The sequence below is a fragment of the Microseira wollei NIES-4236 genome (assembly GCF_020521235.1).
Lineage (GTDB): Bacteria > Cyanobacteriota > Cyanobacteriia > Cyanobacteriales > Aerosakkonemataceae > Microseira > Microseira wollei.
The window spans coordinates 1-16,622 of record NZ_BLAY01000202.1 but is presented as its reverse complement, the minus strand read 5'-3'; the positions used below and the strand labels follow the sequence as shown (position 1 = coordinate 16,622).

Annotated in this window: 14 protein-coding genes and 1 pseudogene; 10 read left to right on the top strand and 5 right to left on the bottom strand. The window is 44.7% G+C overall.

The features are described 5' to 3' along the window. Positions 1 to 228: 228 nt before the first annotated feature. On the bottom strand, positions 229 to 1,599 hold the full coding sequence (gene der, locus MiSe_RS41020; protein WP_226591670.1) for a ribosome biogenesis GTPase Der: 1,371 nt from the start codon (positions 1,597 to 1,599) through the stop codon (positions 229 to 231). Between the two features lie 218 nt (positions 1,600 to 1,817). On the opposite strand from der, the gene MiSe_RS41015 reads away from it, so the two are divergent. The 4 genes from MiSe_RS41015 to MiSe_RS41000 all read left to right on the top strand — a co-directional run bounded on the left by MiSe_RS41015 (position 1,818) and on the right by MiSe_RS41000 (position 5,361). Beyond that, positions 1,818 to 3,029 carry a glycosyltransferase family 39 protein gene (locus MiSe_RS41015; protein ID WP_226591668.1) on the top strand — a complete coding sequence of 404 codons (1,212 nt, stop codon included), beginning with the start codon at positions 1,818 to 1,820 and terminating at the stop codon, positions 3,027 to 3,029. Between the two features lie 130 nt (positions 3,030 to 3,159). Next, positions 3,160 to 4,704, top strand: a complete 1,545-nt coding sequence (locus tag MiSe_RS41010; protein ID WP_444980616.1) for a phytoene desaturase family protein — start codon at positions 3,160 to 3,162, stop codon at positions 4,702 to 4,704. 67 nt (positions 4,705 to 4,771) lie between these two features. After that, positions 4,772 to 5,098: a nucleotidyltransferase domain-containing protein gene (locus tag MiSe_RS41005; RefSeq protein ID WP_226591664.1), complete on the top strand. Its 327-nt coding sequence runs from the start codon at positions 4,772 to 4,774 to the stop codon at positions 5,096 to 5,098. Then, entirely contained in the window at positions 5,095 to 5,361 is a 267-nt protein-coding gene (locus tag MiSe_RS41000) for a HEPN domain-containing protein (protein ID WP_226591662.1), read from the top strand. Before MiSe_RS41005 ends, MiSe_RS41000 begins: the two co-directional genes overlap by 4 nt. Before the next feature lie 105 nt (positions 5,362 to 5,466). Here the strand turns inward: MiSe_RS41000 and MiSe_RS40995 are convergent, their stop codons facing one another. After that, entirely contained in the window at positions 5,467 to 5,868 is a 402-nt protein-coding gene (locus MiSe_RS40995; RefSeq protein WP_226591660.1) for a hypothetical protein, read from the bottom strand. 90 nt (positions 5,869 to 5,958) lie between these two features. Between MiSe_RS40995 and MiSe_RS40990 the strand changes: the two genes are divergently transcribed. From MiSe_RS40990 to MiSe_RS40975, 4 genes are all read left to right on the top strand, one after another. Continuing rightward, positions 5,959 to 7,167: a NupC/NupG family nucleoside CNT transporter gene (locus tag MiSe_RS40990; protein ID WP_226591674.1), complete on the top strand. Its 1,209-nt coding sequence runs from the start codon at positions 5,959 to 5,961 to the stop codon at positions 7,165 to 7,167. A gap of 167 nt (positions 7,168 to 7,334) precedes the next feature. Then, the gene (locus MiSe_RS40985) at positions 7,335 to 7,718 is read left to right on the top strand and encodes a DoxX family protein (RefSeq protein ID WP_226591658.1); all 384 of its coding nucleotides are present in this window, start codon (positions 7,335 to 7,337) and stop codon (positions 7,716 to 7,718) included. Between the two features lie 371 nt (positions 7,719 to 8,089). Continuing rightward, positions 8,090 to 8,974: an alpha/beta fold hydrolase gene (locus MiSe_RS40980; RefSeq protein WP_226591672.1), complete on the top strand. Its 885-nt coding sequence runs from the start codon at positions 8,090 to 8,092 to the stop codon at positions 8,972 to 8,974. Between the two features lie 281 nt (positions 8,975 to 9,255). Then, positions 9,256 to 9,981, top strand: a complete 726-nt coding sequence (locus MiSe_RS40975; protein ID WP_226591656.1) for a response regulator — start codon at positions 9,256 to 9,258, stop codon at positions 9,979 to 9,981. A gap of 314 nt (positions 9,982 to 10,295) precedes the next feature. On the opposite strand, the pseudogene MiSe_RS40970 reads toward MiSe_RS40975, so the two are convergent. After that, a pseudogene (locus MiSe_RS40970) lies at positions 10,296 to 10,772 on the bottom strand (hypothetical protein); the annotation flags it as partial. 228 nt (positions 10,773 to 11,000) lie between these two features. Between MiSe_RS40970 and MiSe_RS40965 the strand changes: the two are divergent. Together MiSe_RS40965 and MiSe_RS40960 are read left to right on the top strand one after the other, a co-directional pair. Beyond that, positions 11,001 to 12,035, top strand: coding sequence for a sodium:calcium antiporter (locus MiSe_RS40965; protein ID WP_226591652.1), 1,035 nt, complete (start codon positions 11,001 to 11,003; stop codon positions 12,033 to 12,035). A 112-nt stretch (positions 12,036 to 12,147) separates the two neighbouring features. Next, positions 12,148 to 12,843 carry a Uma2 family endonuclease gene (locus MiSe_RS40960; protein ID WP_226591636.1) on the top strand — a complete coding sequence of 232 codons (696 nt, stop codon included), beginning with the start codon at positions 12,148 to 12,150 and terminating at the stop codon, positions 12,841 to 12,843. 117 nt (positions 12,844 to 12,960) lie between these two features. Here MiSe_RS40960 and MiSe_RS40955 read toward each other — a convergent pair whose 3' ends face one another. Together MiSe_RS40955 and MiSe_RS40950 are read right to left on the bottom strand one after the other, a co-directional pair. Continuing rightward, positions 12,961 to 13,239, bottom strand: a complete 279-nt coding sequence (locus MiSe_RS40955; protein WP_226591634.1) for a DUF2442 domain-containing protein — start codon at positions 13,237 to 13,239, stop codon at positions 12,961 to 12,963. Between the two features lie 345 nt (positions 13,240 to 13,584). Continuing rightward, entirely contained in the window at positions 13,585 to 16,425 is a 2,841-nt protein-coding gene (locus MiSe_RS40950) for a tetratricopeptide repeat protein (RefSeq protein ID WP_226591632.1), read from the bottom strand. Between the last annotated feature and the right edge of the window lie 197 nt (positions 16,426 to 16,622).

Below are 16,622 nucleotides of genomic sequence, written 5' to 3'. Positions count from 1 at the left end.
CCATTAGCGATTAGCCATTAGCCAGCCTTTTAGGGCTAATTGCTAATTGCTAATTGCTAATTGTTTTTCCCATTAGCGATTAGCCATTAGCCAGCCTTTTAGGGCTAATTGCTAATTGCTAATTGCTAATTGTTTTTCCCATTAGCGATTAGCCATTAGCCAGCCTTTTAGGGCTAATTGCTAATTGCTAATTGCTTGTTTTTCCCATTAGCGATTAGCCATTAGCCATTAGCCAATTTTTACGCGGGTTGCTTTGTTTCTGCTGGCGGCTTCTGCTTCTCGCACTTTTTTGCTGCGCCAGAACAATTTTATGGGCGTTCCTTGGAATCCCAATTGTTGACGAAATTGCCGTTCTATGTATCGGCGATAGTTGTCGTTAAACCGCGTGGCATCGTTAACGAATAGAACAATTGTAGGCGGTTGGGTGCTGACTTGGGTGCCGTAGTATATTTTGCCTTGACGCCCTTGGCGGCTGGTTGGGGGAGAAAGCCAACTGATGGCTTCTTCTAAGACTTGGTTGATCGTGGCGGTGGAGACGCGGCGTTTGTGTTCTGCTGCTGCTATTTCGACTAAATCGATAATTTTTTCCACCCGCTGTCCGGTGAGGGCGCTGACAAAAATCATCGGTGCCCACTCAACAAAATGCAATCGGTCTTTGACTTGTTTTTCGTACTCGTAAATGGTGTAAGAATCCTTTTCTACTGCATCCCATTTATTCACGACAATAATGCAAGCCCGCCCTTCTTCTTCGATACGTCCGGCGAGTTTTTGGTCTTGATCTGTAACGCCATCGAGGGCGTCTATAACTAACAAAACTACATCCGCGCGCCGAATGGCTTTAAACGCGCGATTAACTCCAAAAAATTCCGGGCCGTACTCGACATTTTTCTTTTTCCGAATGCCTGCTGTATCGATTAAGCGGTAGGTTTTGCCGTCCCGTTCTACAACGGTATCAATTGCATCGCGAGTTGTTCCAGAAATCGGGCTGACGATGGCGCGATTTTCCCCAACAAAGGCATTCAACAAACTGGATTTCCCGACATTGGGGCGTCCTACAATTGCTACTTTTATTTCTTCGGTTTCTTCGATTTCTCCAACTAGCGGCAAATACTGAATCAACTGGTCTAATAGATCGCCAGTACCGCTACCGTGAATCGCGGAAACGGGGTAAGGTTCGCCGAGTCCTAATTCCCAAAATTGGGCAGCTTGGATTAAACCTTGTTCGGGGGATTCGCATTTATTGACGGCGAGGAGGACGGGGACGTTTTGAGTCCGCAACCATTCTGCGATCGCTTCGTCTGCGGGAGTTGGACCATCCTGTCCATCTACGACAAATATAGCCGCAGTGGCTTCTGCGAGGGCTGCCATTGCCTGTTCGCGGATTAAGGGTAAAAATTCGGTATCGTCGTCGAAGACTAACCCGCCGGTATCGACGACGAGGTATTCGCGATCGCACCAATATGCGCGACGATAGGTGCGATCGCGCGTCACCCCCGGTTCATCGTGTACGATTGCATCTTGTACCCCTGCCAAGCGATTGACAAAGGTAGATTTACCCACATTCGGGCGTCCGATAATAGCGACAATAGGTAGAGACATAATTTTTTTACTGAGTCCTGAGTAATGGGTATACAGCGACTCAGGCTTGCTTGCGGTTACCTCAGTCCTGTTTGGCTTCAACTTTCTTATTTTAGCTATAATTCCCTATTGTAAACTCTAGCCTGCCAAAATCCATTTGCCCTTTTTGCTGTATGAAGTCTATTTTTTTATCCTTTTGCAATCGCTCTAAACTTTACAGCCCCACTCTTTGGATAATAGTGCTTGCACTATTGCTGCGGGTTTTGTGGGTAGTAGCAGTACCAGTTGTCCCCATTTCAGACAGTCACGCCTACGATACCTTGGCGCGGAATCTTGCTACCGGAATCGGGTATCGCTGGAGTAGCGACTCCTTACCAACTGCGTTTTGGCCTGTGGGTACATCGCTGATTTATTCCTTACTGTATCGGGTTTTTGGTTTCACCTACTTACCGATTGTTATTTTCAATCTATTACTGTCTGCGATTATTATTTTTTGCTCAATGCGTTTGGCTCAAACCTGGTTTAATCGTTCTGTTGCGATCGCAACGGGTTTACTCCTAGCTTTATGGCCCAGTAAAATTCAATTCACCACTGTAATTGCGAGCGAATTGCCTTTTATAGCATTAGTATTAGTTGCCTTACTATTGTGGATAAATGAGCGTACCAATCTATGGTTACGAGCCATATTGGTCGGCATATTGCTCGCAGCAGCTACTTATGTACGACCGACTGCCTACCTGATACCCATCCTGTTTTTGTTTTTTCGATGGTTGAATACACGAGAGAGCTTTAAAAGTTTAAAAGCCACCGCGATTATATTTGTTTTAATGGCAGTTTTGATCGCACCTTGGTCAATCCGCAATACTATGGCGTTTGGACAATTTGTTACTATCTCAACCAACGGCGGGGCAAACTTTTGGATGGGTAATAATCCAAATTCTACAGGTGTATTTATGAATTTCCCCGCCGAAGTTTATGGTATGAATGAAGCAGAACGAGACAAGTATTTAAAATCCGTTGCGCTCGCCCATATAAAAGAAAAACCGCTTTTGTTTGTCTGGCGCTGCGTAACTCGGCTAGTTGATACCCATAGTCGTGAAAGTATCGGCATCTCCTGGAATGAGTCAGGCTTAAAAAAGCGTTACGGAACAGGTATCCTGCTGCCCCTAAAAATTATTAACCAAATTTTTTGGATGTCGGTTCTGGGTCTGGCTTTGAGCGGTATCGTAATCTTGGGATTACAGCAAGGATTGCTAACAACAATTACCCATCCCACTGTCGTAATCTGGGGATATTTTGCCGCTATTCATGCGATAATTGTAGCTCAAGACCGCTATCATTTTCCCAGTATTCCGATGATAGCGATACTTGCTGCTTTTACCCTGACATACTGGATCGATAAAAAGCGAAAGGTGCAGAAGTTTATCAAAAATTCACGAACAACTCTGTAGATATTCTCATTATCTGTTCTGGCGCTAGTGATGAGTATCCACCAGACTCAGGCGATCTTGCATTTACCTCAGTCCTGTTTTGGCTTCAACTTTCTTATTCTATCGAGAAGTACGTCAAAATAACCCAAGCATGAACAACAACCCGGATGTAATTGTTATCGGTGCTGGACACAATGGATTAGTGGCGGCGTTGCTACTGGCGCGTCATGGACTTGACGTGCTAGTCGTGGAAGAAAAAAATGTCATCGGCGGCGCTTGTCGCACTGAAAAGCCTTTTCAAACCGCACCTAACCTCGGCACTTCGACGGGTGCTTATTTGCTGGGTTTAATGCCGCCGGAATTAATCAAAATTTTGGAAATTGATATTCCTCTGATTCGCCGCGATCCGCATTATTTCTTACCAACGACAGATGACCGATATCTGCTGTTTGGTTCTCATAGACAGTCAATGCAACAACAGTTTATTTCGTTCTTTTCAGAAGCTGATTGGAAAGCTAACGAGGCGTTACAAAATGAACTGGAACAATTGCGAGAAGATATTGCGCCGACTTGGTTAGAGTCACCGCTTTCGATTGAGGAAACGGCGGAAAAGTACGTGCGTCCGACGTTGCGGCAAATTTTTATTAATCTCTGTCGCAATTCCGTCGGTGAATATCTAAATCGCTTTGATTTTAAAAGCGATTTAGTCAAGGCAATGTATGCCGTTACCGATGGATTTTCTGGACTCTACGGCAGTTGGGATACTCCCGGTACTGGCATGAATTTTCTGATTCACAATATGTGTCGCTTACCGGGTAGCGATGGCACTTGGATGATTGTAAAAGGCGGGATGGGAACGGTTACCAGTCGCCTCGCCGATGCTGCTAGAAAAGCAGGAGCAAAAATAGAAACCGGATGGGGTGTCAGTCAGATTATCGTGGAGCAAAATATCGCCAAAGGAGTTACTTTAAAATCCGGAACGGAAATTAGGGCAAAAGCGATTGTTGTGAATGCCGATCCGTTTCGGATGCGCGAATTAGTCGGAATGGAAAATTTTCCAGCAGACTACAATACCCGTCTGGATAGTTATAAAAAAGATGGCTCGACTTTTAAGGTAAATTTATGTTTAAAAGGCTTGCCAAAATTCACCTGTTTGCCAGAAGATCGCGGGCAGTACGGGACGACGATTCACTTGCTACCCGATGAAGGCGAGGTAATGTCTGCAATTCGCAGTGGTTTTGCCGATGTACAGGCGGGGAAGTTACCAGAATTTCCGGCAATTGAGTGGTATATTCACACTCCGGTCGATCCATCTTTACAAGATGCAGAAGGACATCACAATTCGGCTTTATTTGTGCAATGGGTTCCCTACGAATTGACGGAAACGAGTTGGGAGGTGGAAGAAGAAAGGTATATTAGGCATTTGTTGGGAATATGCGATCGCTTCGCCCCCAATACCTCACAAATAGTCCAGGAAGTCTTCCCCTTACATCCCCAAAAATTAGAGCAACACTTCGGTTTAACGCGGGGACATATCCACCACGTGGATAACTCTTTCGGTTTTGCCGATAGGTTACCTTATACTACCCCGATTCAAGGACTTTATTCTGCTAGTGCAGGTTGTCATCCAGCAGGTTCAGTTATTGGTGCTGCGGGACACAATGCAGCGATGCAGGTAATTAAAGATATGGGGTGAAAAAATTTTGTATGGTGGGATATTCGATAGTGCGATAATAAACAGATTGGATTTAATCAAACAGTATATGAACGGTACGACAAGCAGCAAACTTAGCGATCTACTTCAAGAACTTCACAACAGCTTAAAAACTCTTTATGAAGACCGACTAATTCAACTTATTCTCTACGGTTCTCAAGCACGTGGTGAAGCAACAGAAGATTCAGATATTGATGTCATGGTTGTCTTAAAAAGTCCTGTGTCTCCAGATATAGAAATTCTTCGCATGGGTGAAATCAAAGCAATGCTTAATCTCAAATATGATGAACTGATTTCAGTTTTGCCTAGATCAGAGGAAGATTTCTTATTTAGAAAAACACCAGAAAATATCCGCAGAGAAGGTGTGATAATATGAACCGAATTACATCGCTGCTAAACCTGGCAAAAGAAGAACTAAAAACTGCCCAATTATTGCTGGATAACCCTCGCGATCGAGCTTGTATTTCTCGCTCTTATTATGCAATATATTATGCAGCAGAAGCTTTGCTGGAATCAAAGAATATAAACTCTCGCACCCACAAAGGAATTATCAAACTTTTTGGAGAGCATTTTATCAAAACAGGGGAGCTTCCTACTGAGCTTGCTAAAGCATTCAGCGATACTTACGAACTACGATGAAACTTATACCATAACTAGCGCTCAAGCTGAAGCTGCGATCGCATATGCACAGGTATTTGTTGAACAAGCAGAGAATTTTCTGACTTGAGAACAAAGATGGGATAGTTAACGGCGGGAGATGGGTAGGGAAATTCCCAGCATAATTCCTAATGCGATCGCCACTGGCAATTGTTGCGGCGACACCATAAAAAGTGCGGCAATTCCTACCAGCGAACCGCAGAAAAATCCCCACCCGACGCGCCTTTTTATCTGGCTTTTTTGTGGCGCGGGTTTTTCTTCTATGGCTTTTAAAGTAAGATCGGCGCTATCCAGCTCTCGCAGCAGTGCCAAAATGTCTTTACCCGTTTCGCGCTCAATGCGGGAAATTGCTTCTCGATCGGCTTTAATGGGAGACACCGATAGTCTGAGCAAGGCGTCTTTCAGCGGGCGAACTTCCCCTTTGCCCGATTTCGTAGGGAGATTTAGGGGGGTGGATTGATTCTTCTCGATTGAGTCGTTGTTGTTCATGGTGAAGCAGACTGTGTAAAAACTTTAACTATCTTTGACATCTATCTAGAGTATGATCCCCCTGTAATGACAACACCAGCGGGAAAATTAATGGATCGCTTCATTTCAGCCTTGGGATTATTATGTTTCTTAGGAATATCCTACGCTTTTTCCGTCAATCGCAAAGCGGTGCGCTGGCAACCCGTGCTGTGGGGAGTTGCCTTGCAGATTATTTTGGCACTTTTGATTCTGCGAACAGCGTTTGGATACGCCATCTTTAAATTTCTCGGCGATTTGGTGAGTCAGTTTCTCAACTTCTCCGACGCGGGAGCCAAGTTTGTGTTTGGGGATAATTTTGAAGAACATTTTCTCGCTTTTAAAGTTCTGCCGACGATTATCTTTTTCTCTTCTTTTATTACCATCCTATACCACTATGGGATTTTACAGCGAGTCGTGGAGTGGGTAGCGTGGTTGATGATGAAAACGATGAAAACATCGGGGGCAGAATCGCTTTCTTGTGCGGCTAATATTTTTGTCGGACAAACCGAAGCGCCGCTGCTAATTAAACCCTACGTTCCCACAATGACGCAATCGGAATTGCACGCAGTCATGACGGGAGGATTTGCCACAATTGCCGGTGGAGTGATGGCGGCTTATATTTCTTTTGGCATCTCGCCAACCCACTTAATTGCTGCTTCGGTGATGTCTGCCCCCGCTGCTTTGGCAATCTCAAAATTGCTGTATCCAGAAACAGAATCATCCGATACTGCCGGGACGGTAAAATTAAAAGTTGAGCGGATTTATGATAACGGAATTGATGCCGCCGCCGCCGGGGCAAGCGATGGCATGAAATTAGTATTGAATGTGGTAGCAATGCTGATTGCGTTTTTAGGATTGTTGGCGATGTTTAATGCCTTCCTCGGTTGGATTGGCACTCAAATTGGTTTGACTCAGTTGTCGTTAGAGGGGATTTTTTCGGTTTTACTCGCCCCCGTTGCTTGGTTGATGGGGGTACCTTGGGCTGAGTGCGGACAAGTAGGGATATTGTTGGGCAAAAAGACAATTTTGAACGAATTTATTGCCTATCTGGATTTGAAAAAGTTAATTGAAACCAAGGCAATTTCAGAACGAACAATTATTATTGCCACCTACGCTTTGTGCGGTTTTTCTAATATTGGTTCGATTGGAATTCAACTCGGCGGGATTGGCGCGATCGCACCAAATCGCCAAAAAGACTTAGCGCGTCTCGGTGTACGAGCGATGATCGCCGGATCGCTGGCTTGTTTCATGACAGCTGCGATCGCCGGAATGCTGTTATAACCAAAAACAGGGCGCTAGTAACGCAAGTTGCTAGTTATAAACTTTGGCTTTGCTAATTGCTAATTGCTAATTGCTAATATAGGATTTTTACCAATCTCGCCATTAGCCATTAGCCATTAGCCGCTCATCGAGAGATAACTAGCAACTTGAGTTAGTAGGTATTAACCATGCAGAAGTACATCCCACTCGTCGCACGAGCTTTTCTTGCCGCGATTTTCCTCTATTCCGCCTTTGGCAAGATTACTGGCTTTAGCGGTACGCAACAGTATATGGCTGCCGGTGGCATCCCAGCTGGGTTAACTGGCATATTGCTAGTCGGTGCGATTGTTTGCGAATTGTTTGGCGGGTTATCGGTATTGCTGGGTTACAAAGCGCGTTGGGGTGCGATCGCTCTGATTATCTTCTTAGTTCCAACCACCCTGATCTTCCATACCAATTTTGCCGAACGAATGCAAGTAATTCAGTTCATGAAAAACTTAGGGCTTTTGGGTGGATTGCTGATGGTGTATTCTTTTGGTTCAGGGCCACTTAGTTTAGATCAACAACAGTAATTGAGCAGGTGTGCAGAGGAGCAGGTGGGATCTTGAGCAGGAATAGTGAGAGAAATTTGAGCGAGGATTATCGTTTTAACAAGCTTGAGCAAGTTAAATATAGCGGATTGCAGCCGTACCTTATACGGCTTCGTTTGTGTAGCGGCACCATGCGCGGGTGCCGCTACACAAACGAAGCCGAAAAGCTGTACCTAACTCGCTTGCAATCCGCTGTATAGAACAGCGAGCCTCCACCTGCTCACACAGGCGAGACGCCTGTGCTACGCCAGGCGAGACGCCTGTGCTACGCCAGGCGAGACGCCTGTGCTACCCTGCTCACCTACCTCCATGCTCAATTACCAATTACCCATTACCAATTCCCAATTCCCGATATGTTTGCCGATTTTCTCCCATCCGCAGTTGCCGAAATAACCGAACCCGCCGCGATCGCTCTTGCCCAAAAAATAGAACGGGAAGCGATCTCAACACCCCTGACTCCCTCACCGATTTACACAACTTTCGTGCGTCAAGGATTCGGCGGTACGCCGATTTTATTACTCCACGGTTTCGATAGTTCCGTAATAGAATTCCGTCGCATTCTGCCCTTACTCGCTGCCGAAAATGAAACTTGGTCAGTCGATTTGTTAGGGTTTGGTTTTACTGATAGATTGGCAGGAATACCCTTTAGTCCAGATGCGATTAAAACGCATCTTTATTACTTCTGGAAAACCCTGATTTCCCAACCGATAATTTTAGTTGGCGTTTCTATGGGAGGCGCGGCAGCAATTGATTTTACCCTGACATATCCACAAGTAGTGCAAAAATTGGTACTGATTGACAGTGCCGGATTGGTAAGTCCTCCGGCAATTGGGAAATTCATGTTTCCGCCGTTAGATTACTTAGCGGCGGAGTTTTTACGGAATCTTGGCGTGCGCGATCGCATTAGTCGCGATGCTTACAAAAACTCAAGCCTCGCCACTACGGATGCGATCAGATGTGGCGCTTTACACTTGGGTATGCCCGGTTGGCGTCAAGCGTTGATCGCCTTTACCAAAAGTGGCGGTTACGGCTCGTTTAAAGATAAACTAACCGAGATTAAACAGCCCACGCTGATTTTATGGGGAGATGGGGATAAGATTCTGGGGACAGGGGATGCAGAGAAGTTTAAAAATGCGATCGCCCACAGTCAACTAATTTGGATCTCTGATTCCGGACACGTCCCTCACCTAGAACAACCCCAAATCGCAGGTCGATGTATTTTAGACTTCCGTATTTAGCGCAAGGCAGGTTATGGTAGAAAAAAGCAGTCAAGCCGATTCAAACTGAGTTTCCCAGCAGAGACTGTCAAAGTCTCTGCCCTGGTGCTTTACCAGGGTGCAAGCTTTTTCAATATTTTTAGCAAGCAAACGCAGAATATAAACCCCCATCTCAGAGAAATTACTGAGAGGGCGATCATAAACTAAGCCATATTGGGTACATTTGCTGTAGCAAGTGCCAGTCGAATCGGCAAGCACTGCCCTTTGCCGTCAAGGTTTTATCCCCATAGAGAGAGGCAGTTATGAATACAGTATTGGTAGTAGAAGACTCTCATGCCCAACGGGAATGCATTTCAAATCAGTTGGAATGGAGTGGATTGCATGTTATCCAAGCAAGCGATGGCATCGAAGCTTTAGAAAAAATCGAGGCGAATAATCCCGATTTAGTGCTATTGGATATCGTCATGCCTCGCATGGATGGTTACGGCGTTTGTCGCCTGATTAAAGCCAACCCCGACACCCGGAATATTCCCGTAGTATTTTTAACCGCAAAAATCCAACATATAGATTTTACTTGGGGTCTGAAAAATGCCGAAGCCTATCTGGGAAAACCTTGGCAACCCAAAGAATTGGTTAACACGATTAAACGCTTGATCCTCAATCAGAAAAAACTGCGTACCAGTGGAACTGCCGATGCTTGGGTGAAATACGGGATTTTGCTTTTACACACGCTCGAACTCTACGAATGCCGTGCCGATGCTTGGACGAAATATGGTTTACTAATTACTCGATTTTACAACAACGCTCTGGCAGCTTTTGCACAAGCGTTGCTGATCAATCCCAATCATGCAGCCGCAGTAAAATATCGGGATAATGTTAAGAAAAAATGGGATATTTTGTTAAAAAAACTAGAGCAAATAAAACCTTGCCGAGTTTGTCGATATTATCACGGCAAGGAGGGAATAACTTGTGCGGTACATCCTTTTGGGCGTCCTGAAGAACTCTGTCGCGACTGGGAATTTGAGTGAAATGGCTAATGGCTAATGGCTAATTGCTAATTGGTAATTGGTAAACGACGATTTATTGTAAGAAACCCGGTTTTTTGGAAAAACCGGGTTTCTGGGGAATGATATCACTTCCGTTTAGGTAATCCCAGTATGTTATAGGTTGTGCGACCCATCTTTCTCACCTGCTCACCTGCTCACCGGCGGTCTTAACGTGAGGATTTAAACGGAAGCGATATGAAGGGTTAGGTTTTTTGCGGTTTAGTGGGTTCCGTTGCCTTACCTTTTTCCGGAGTAACCGGAGAATCGCCGTTTTCTTCCACCGTACCCGCAGAAATTTCAGGAGATTTTAAAGCTTCATCTAAAATGGTACGAGCTTGCTCTGCTTTAGATCTGGCTTCTTGGTAACGGAGATTCATTTGAGCAAAGTTTTTGAGAACTTTAAAACCTTCCTTGAGACTCGATATTTCCTCCTCGCTGACAGAGTTATCTGAAAATAAAATATCAACTTGAGCGCGAACTTTCAGCGCTTCGGCGCGTGTCTCTTGCACCTTAAGTTTTAATGAGGCAAGATTGCTGAGAATTTGGATAGCGCCGGTAACAGCATCTTCATCGCTAGCAGTCCCATCGGGTTCGAGATCTTTAACTTCAATAAAATCTTGAGGACCAAAACCTTCATCGAGTTCCGTAGGGAGTTTACCAGCATCTATCAGTTCCATCAGCTGATCCATCGCCTTCTCCCGTGCTTTAGCTGAATCTTTTCCTGAAACGGTCAGGACGACTTCTGGACTTTGAGGCAGGGTGTATCGAACCATATCTTATCTCCGCATAAATTGTTTTAACTGGTTATGTCTTCAGCGGGTTAACTAAGTCTAGAGGTTTATTATAAGTTAGTTTAAGAGGACTGTTGTCCTCAGAGAAACCTGGTAGGGAACATTATCAATACTTCGGGTTCGACAACCAATGTTTCCCATGTTCCCTACTTTTCAAACAGGTTCTAACTACGAACCTCTAGCACTATAACTAAAAACCCTTACCATACTATGACGGAATTCACTAGCGAATCGCTGACTATTAGCATAAGTTTATTTTTAGTCTCAGCTTTGGCAATTGGGATCAGCGGTACGATGATGATTGGGATTGCAGAGCGCCTCGCCAAGCGGACGGGACTCGGCGAAGCGCTCATGGGTGCTTTGTTTTTGGGACTTAGCACCTCTTTACCTGGAATTGTCACCTCAGTCACCGCCGCCTTTGGCGGCTATGCAGAACTGTCCATCAGCAACGCCCTGGGCGATATAGCCGCCCAAACGGCATTTTTAGGAATTGCCGATATTACTTACCTTGAGTTTAATTTAGAATACGCTGCCGCCTCGGCTGCAACTTTAACCCAAGGAACTTTGCTCATAGTTTTATTAGCAATTCCTTTATTAACTATAGCAAATCCTGCGTTCACTGTGTGGGGAATTCATCCTGCTTCAATTGCACTGATAGCTGCCTATATTTTTGGATTGCGTTTGGTAGCATCCGCTCAAAATAGCCCCATGTGGACACCGCAGAAGATGGAAAAATTACCCATCAAAAAACCCGATTCAGCAGAATCAGAACCAGATGGATTAATCGGGTTATGGTTGCGGTTTTTCTTACTAGCTGGCGTTCTGGCTATTGCCGGATATGGTTTAGAACAAACAGGCGTAAGAATTGCCGATTATACCAATCTTTCTGAAAATGTTGTGGGAAGTTTATTCACCGCCATATCAACTTCCCTTCCCGAATTAGTAACAGCACTTGTAGCCGTGCGTCGAGGGGCGCTGACCCTAGCTGTGAGTAATGTTTTAGGCGGCAATAGTTTCGATATATTGTTCTTAGCTTTTTCCGATTTAGCGTACCGCAACGGCTCAATTTATCAAGCTTTAACCGAGCATGAAATATTCATCCTGGCGTTAACTATTGTAATGACTGGGATTCTGGTTTTAGGTTTGTTGCGCCGAGAAAAGCACGGCATCGGCAATATTGGTTTCGAGAGTTTTTTAGTGTTGTTGCTGTATGTAGTTGGGTTTTTGCTAGTGTCTTTTTCTTAATTGTGTAATGGCATTCCCAGGCAGATCCAGGGAACTAGGGTAATTGGTAATTGGTTGAATTTCATTGTGTAAAATAGAAACAGGAGTTTGATTTTAAACGAGCAATTTATTTATGACTAAAACATCAGCAGAAATTACACAGAAAACTGGTGACGAAATACCGCCTCTGGAAAACGGCGATCGCTTGACTCAACCCGAATTTCACCAACGCTATCTAGCAATGCCCCATGTCAAGAAAGCCGAACTAATCGAAGGAATCGTGTATATGCCATCACCAGTACGCCACAGAAGACACGGTAAACCCCACGCCGCAATTATCGCATGGTTGTCAGATTACTGGCTAGCAACCCCAGGGGTAGATTTGGGGATTGAAACTACAGTCTTGCTAGATTTAGATAACGAACCTCAACCCGATGCTTTACTGCGAATAGAAAATGGAGGAACTTCCCAAATCAGCGAAGATGACTATGTGGAAGGTGCGCCAGAATTAATCGTAGAAATAGCTGCTAGCACTGCATCTTACGATTTACACGATAAGAAAAAAGCTTACCGTCGTAACGGTGTACAAGAGTATATTGTCTGGCAAATTCGCAAAAATAGCTTGTATTGGTTCCGCCTTGAACAAGGAAAATATGTTTCGCTCAAACCAGATGAGAATGGTGTTATTCGCAGTCAAGTTTTTCCAGGTTTGTGGTTAGCAGTTCCGGCTTTATTATCTGGAGATTTAGCAACGGTGATGGCGGTATTGCCAGAGGGGATTAATTCAGCAGAACATGGGGATTTTGTCAATCAATTGTCAGTTTTGTAGGGGCGAGTTTTACCGACAATATTAGTTACCGGCAAATAACCTCTATAAACCCGCCCCGCCCTTATGCGCGCCAGAAACCCGGTTTTTCTAAAAAACCGGGTTTCTTGAGATGACTTTCTACTGAAATACTCTTTCTTTGTAATCAGGTATAGGCTGACCTGTGACAATAGCATAAAGGACATCTGGATCTAAATCAGCTTCATTAGGCCATACAATTGTCCCTAACTCTGGATTTAATTGCACTTGATTAAAGAAAGACAGGTCTTTAAAAGGAGCAAAAACTCCATAAAATTCGACTAATTGACTCACATCCACAACTTTTTCCACTCCATCTTCAAAGCGAAGGAGAAGTTTATATTCTTCTAAAGGTTGAACAGCAACAATATCCTTGAGCATCAATTACCTATTAAGCGTAAGTTAATCGCAATTATTGCATCTACCCGAGAACCCGCCAGGGAATAAATTCCCTGGCTAATAGCAAAAGTCCTCTAAAGAGGACTGTAGAGAATTTTAGTTTATTTTAATGGACTTGCGCTACTCGCTGTGGAAATTGATTTCCGGGCGGGTTGTTGGGTACGGTGCAAGATGTAAATAAACAAACAAGGGCTACAGAGAAGACTCTTAAATAATTTCAGTTTATTTTAATGGACTTGCGCTAAAAGCCCGTAAATTTATTTCCTGGCGGGTGATGAGGCTGGCGAAAGATCTGATTTCAACAGGTATTAAAGATTGCATTTTATTTTAATCTCCTGATGTCTCCAGTAATTCTTGTAACAAATTGCGTTCTTCGATAGGAAGTTCCAGCAAAACCCGCCGATCGCCTTTCGTTTCCTTATAGCGAACCGCAGCATTGAGCAGACGCAGAGGGATGAGAAATTCAGATACATCGCCTACCAATTCCCGCCACACTTCCAGCCAGGTTTGTGCTGCTTTGTCGCTCACCATTTCTGACATCAATGCAGAAATGCTCTCCCTTTTTACAAGTCCTTGACCTAATACTGAAACAGCTTGGTATTTGTTGTAAATTTCTATCAGACTTGCGATGCGGTTCTTCCACATCGCTGCATCGTGCGTGCTGTTGAACAAATTGCGGATAATTAATTCACTGGACTCTGCATAAGGTTTTTCCCCATCAGCAAGGCGGTTGAATGCGTTGTCTAATGTGGTAATGCCTTCATCCCAACGGTTTAGTCCTAGTAATGAAATTGCGCGGTTGAAGAAAACATACGAAGATTGTTTGCCAAGATTGATCGCTTGATCGTAGGATTCTAATGCTTCCTCTTTTCGGTTGAGGTCGTATAGCACATCGCCTCGGTTGCACCAAGCTAGCGCATAATTGGGGTCAAGTGCGATCGCTTTGTCGTAGGATTCTAATGCTTCCTCTTTTCGGTTGAGATTCTCCATGACAAAGCCTCGGTTAACCCAAACCCTGGCAAAATAGGGGTCAAGCGCAATAGCTTTATCGCAGGATTCTAATGCTTCTTCGTAGCGTTCGAGACCAACCAGCATTAAGCCTTGTTTAACCCAAGCCCACTTATAATCAGGGTCAAGCGCAATAGTTTTGCCGTAGGATTCTAATGCTTCCTCAAATCGGTTGAGGTTGTTTAACACATCGCCTCGGTTATACCAAGCCGACTTATAATCAGGGTCAAGCGCAACAGCTTTATCGCAAGATTCTAATGCTTCCTCAAATCGGTTGAGGTTGTCTAGCACATAGCCTCGCCAGCACCAAGCATAGGCATCATTGGGGTCAAGTGCGATCGCTTTGTTGTAGGATTCTAATGCTTCCTCTTTTCGGTTGAGATGCGATAGCACATCGCCTCGGTTGAGCCAAACATCTGCAATATTGGGGTCAAGTGCGATCGCCTGGTCATAGGATGCTAATGCTTCCTCTTTTCGGTTGAGGTTTAGTAGCACATTGCCTCGGTTGTTCCAAGCATAGGTATAATTGGGTTCAAGTGCGATCGCTCTGTTGCAGGATTCTAATGCTTCTTCGTAGCGTTTAAGCTCGTATAAACAACCTCCCTGCTTTAACCAATCCTCTACTTGACCGCGACGCACCACTAATTTTTCTGCTAGTTGCAGAGCATTAATATAATCTTCCTGTTCAATGCAATTTTTATATTCCTCCGAGTACGCCCTCACGCGAGGGTCTTCATCATCTTTTTCAATTGCCTGAAGCGCATAAAATATATATTCTCGCTCCAATACAGCATCAGGTGGAATGGGTTTTAGGCGTTGCTGATACTTGGAGTAATTTTCTTCGCGGGTAACGTCCAATTCAGCCATGCCTAATCCCACTAGCTGTTGCAATTCTGTCCGCGAATACCAAACCCGCAAAAAATACACAAATAAACGTATTGGTTCACCCCGCTGTTTCTTCACCTCAAAGCAAAAACGCATCAGCGGTTCCCGCAGTTCGTAAAAAGACTCCCTTCCAATGCTTTCAGAATTCACATATCCTTTGTCCCGCAAATCTTTGAGTTGGCTAGATGCAGTTTGGTGAGTGATAAAACAGCGTTGGGCAATTTCCTTAACTGTAACAGCATGGCGACGGTCAGATAAAAACTCTATCACCTTCCGCTGCTGCTGGGAAAGCCATGACATCCGCGCTTGATAGTAAGGCGTCAAATCATCCAGCATTTTCATAAACGGTTCCACCAGTTCGTCTAAAGACTTGCGAGTCAGAAACTGGGAGAAAATTACATAAACGCGGGGATTACCACCCGCCAAATAATGGATGGCTTTGATGCGATCGCGTCCTGTCGGCGTTCGGATAAAATCTTCTAGTTCCCTATCATCTTCTAATGCAGCAATATGCGCCAATAAATCTATCGCTTTATCTAAATTGAGTTCCTTTAATTCATGAATCTCAAAAAATCCATAAAACGGATAATTTTTCACCCCGACGGCATCAAACAAACATTGTGCCGTTGCCAGAATCGTCAAAAATGAATAATTTTCAATATAGTCCCGCAATTTCTTTTGTCCGCTTTTACCCAACCCATTGAACAAATCGTCTAGATTTTCCATCAACAGCAGGAGGGTGCGTTTACCCACAAACTCCCTGAGCAATTCTGCTGCTTTTTCTTCCGCTTCATCCGGCGATAGATAAAGTGCTTCAACTTGTTGATATAACTTAGCTTTATATTCTTGAGGATATTCTGTTTCCAGCGCTCGAAATATCCGCAGCAGCAAATCTAAAAACGAACTAACGCCCCATTCCTCTTCTCTTAGCCATGCAATAAGTAATTTATCCCGCAAATCATCCATCTTAGCGATGCGGTGATAAATTAGTGCGATTAAATGGGTTTTCCCCATTCCCCGCATCCCCACCAACAGGTTACAATGTTTCTTCTCTGTCACCGCACTTTCACGAATTGCCGCAACCAAATCATCTGCCAGTTTGTGACGCTGGACAAAAATCGCCTCCAGGGTTTCTGGTGCCATTAAACTAGGCGTAAAGCGAGAAAGGAAAGCATTTTTCATCGTGTCAACCCTGAAATAAACAAAAACAGCAACACCGTTGATTGTAGGGGCACGGCATTTGATATTCTCGGCGGGCAAGCGAGGGTTGATCATGCCGTGCCCCTACACCCCGCCGATGCCGCCCCGATCGCCCTGGCACGGCATTTTATATTCTCGGCGACGCAGCGAGGGTTGATCATGCCGTGCCCCTACACCCCGCCGATGCCGCCCCGATCGCCCTGGCACGGCATTTTATATTCTCGGCGACGCAGCGAGGGTTGATCATGCCGTGCCCCTACACCCCGCCGATG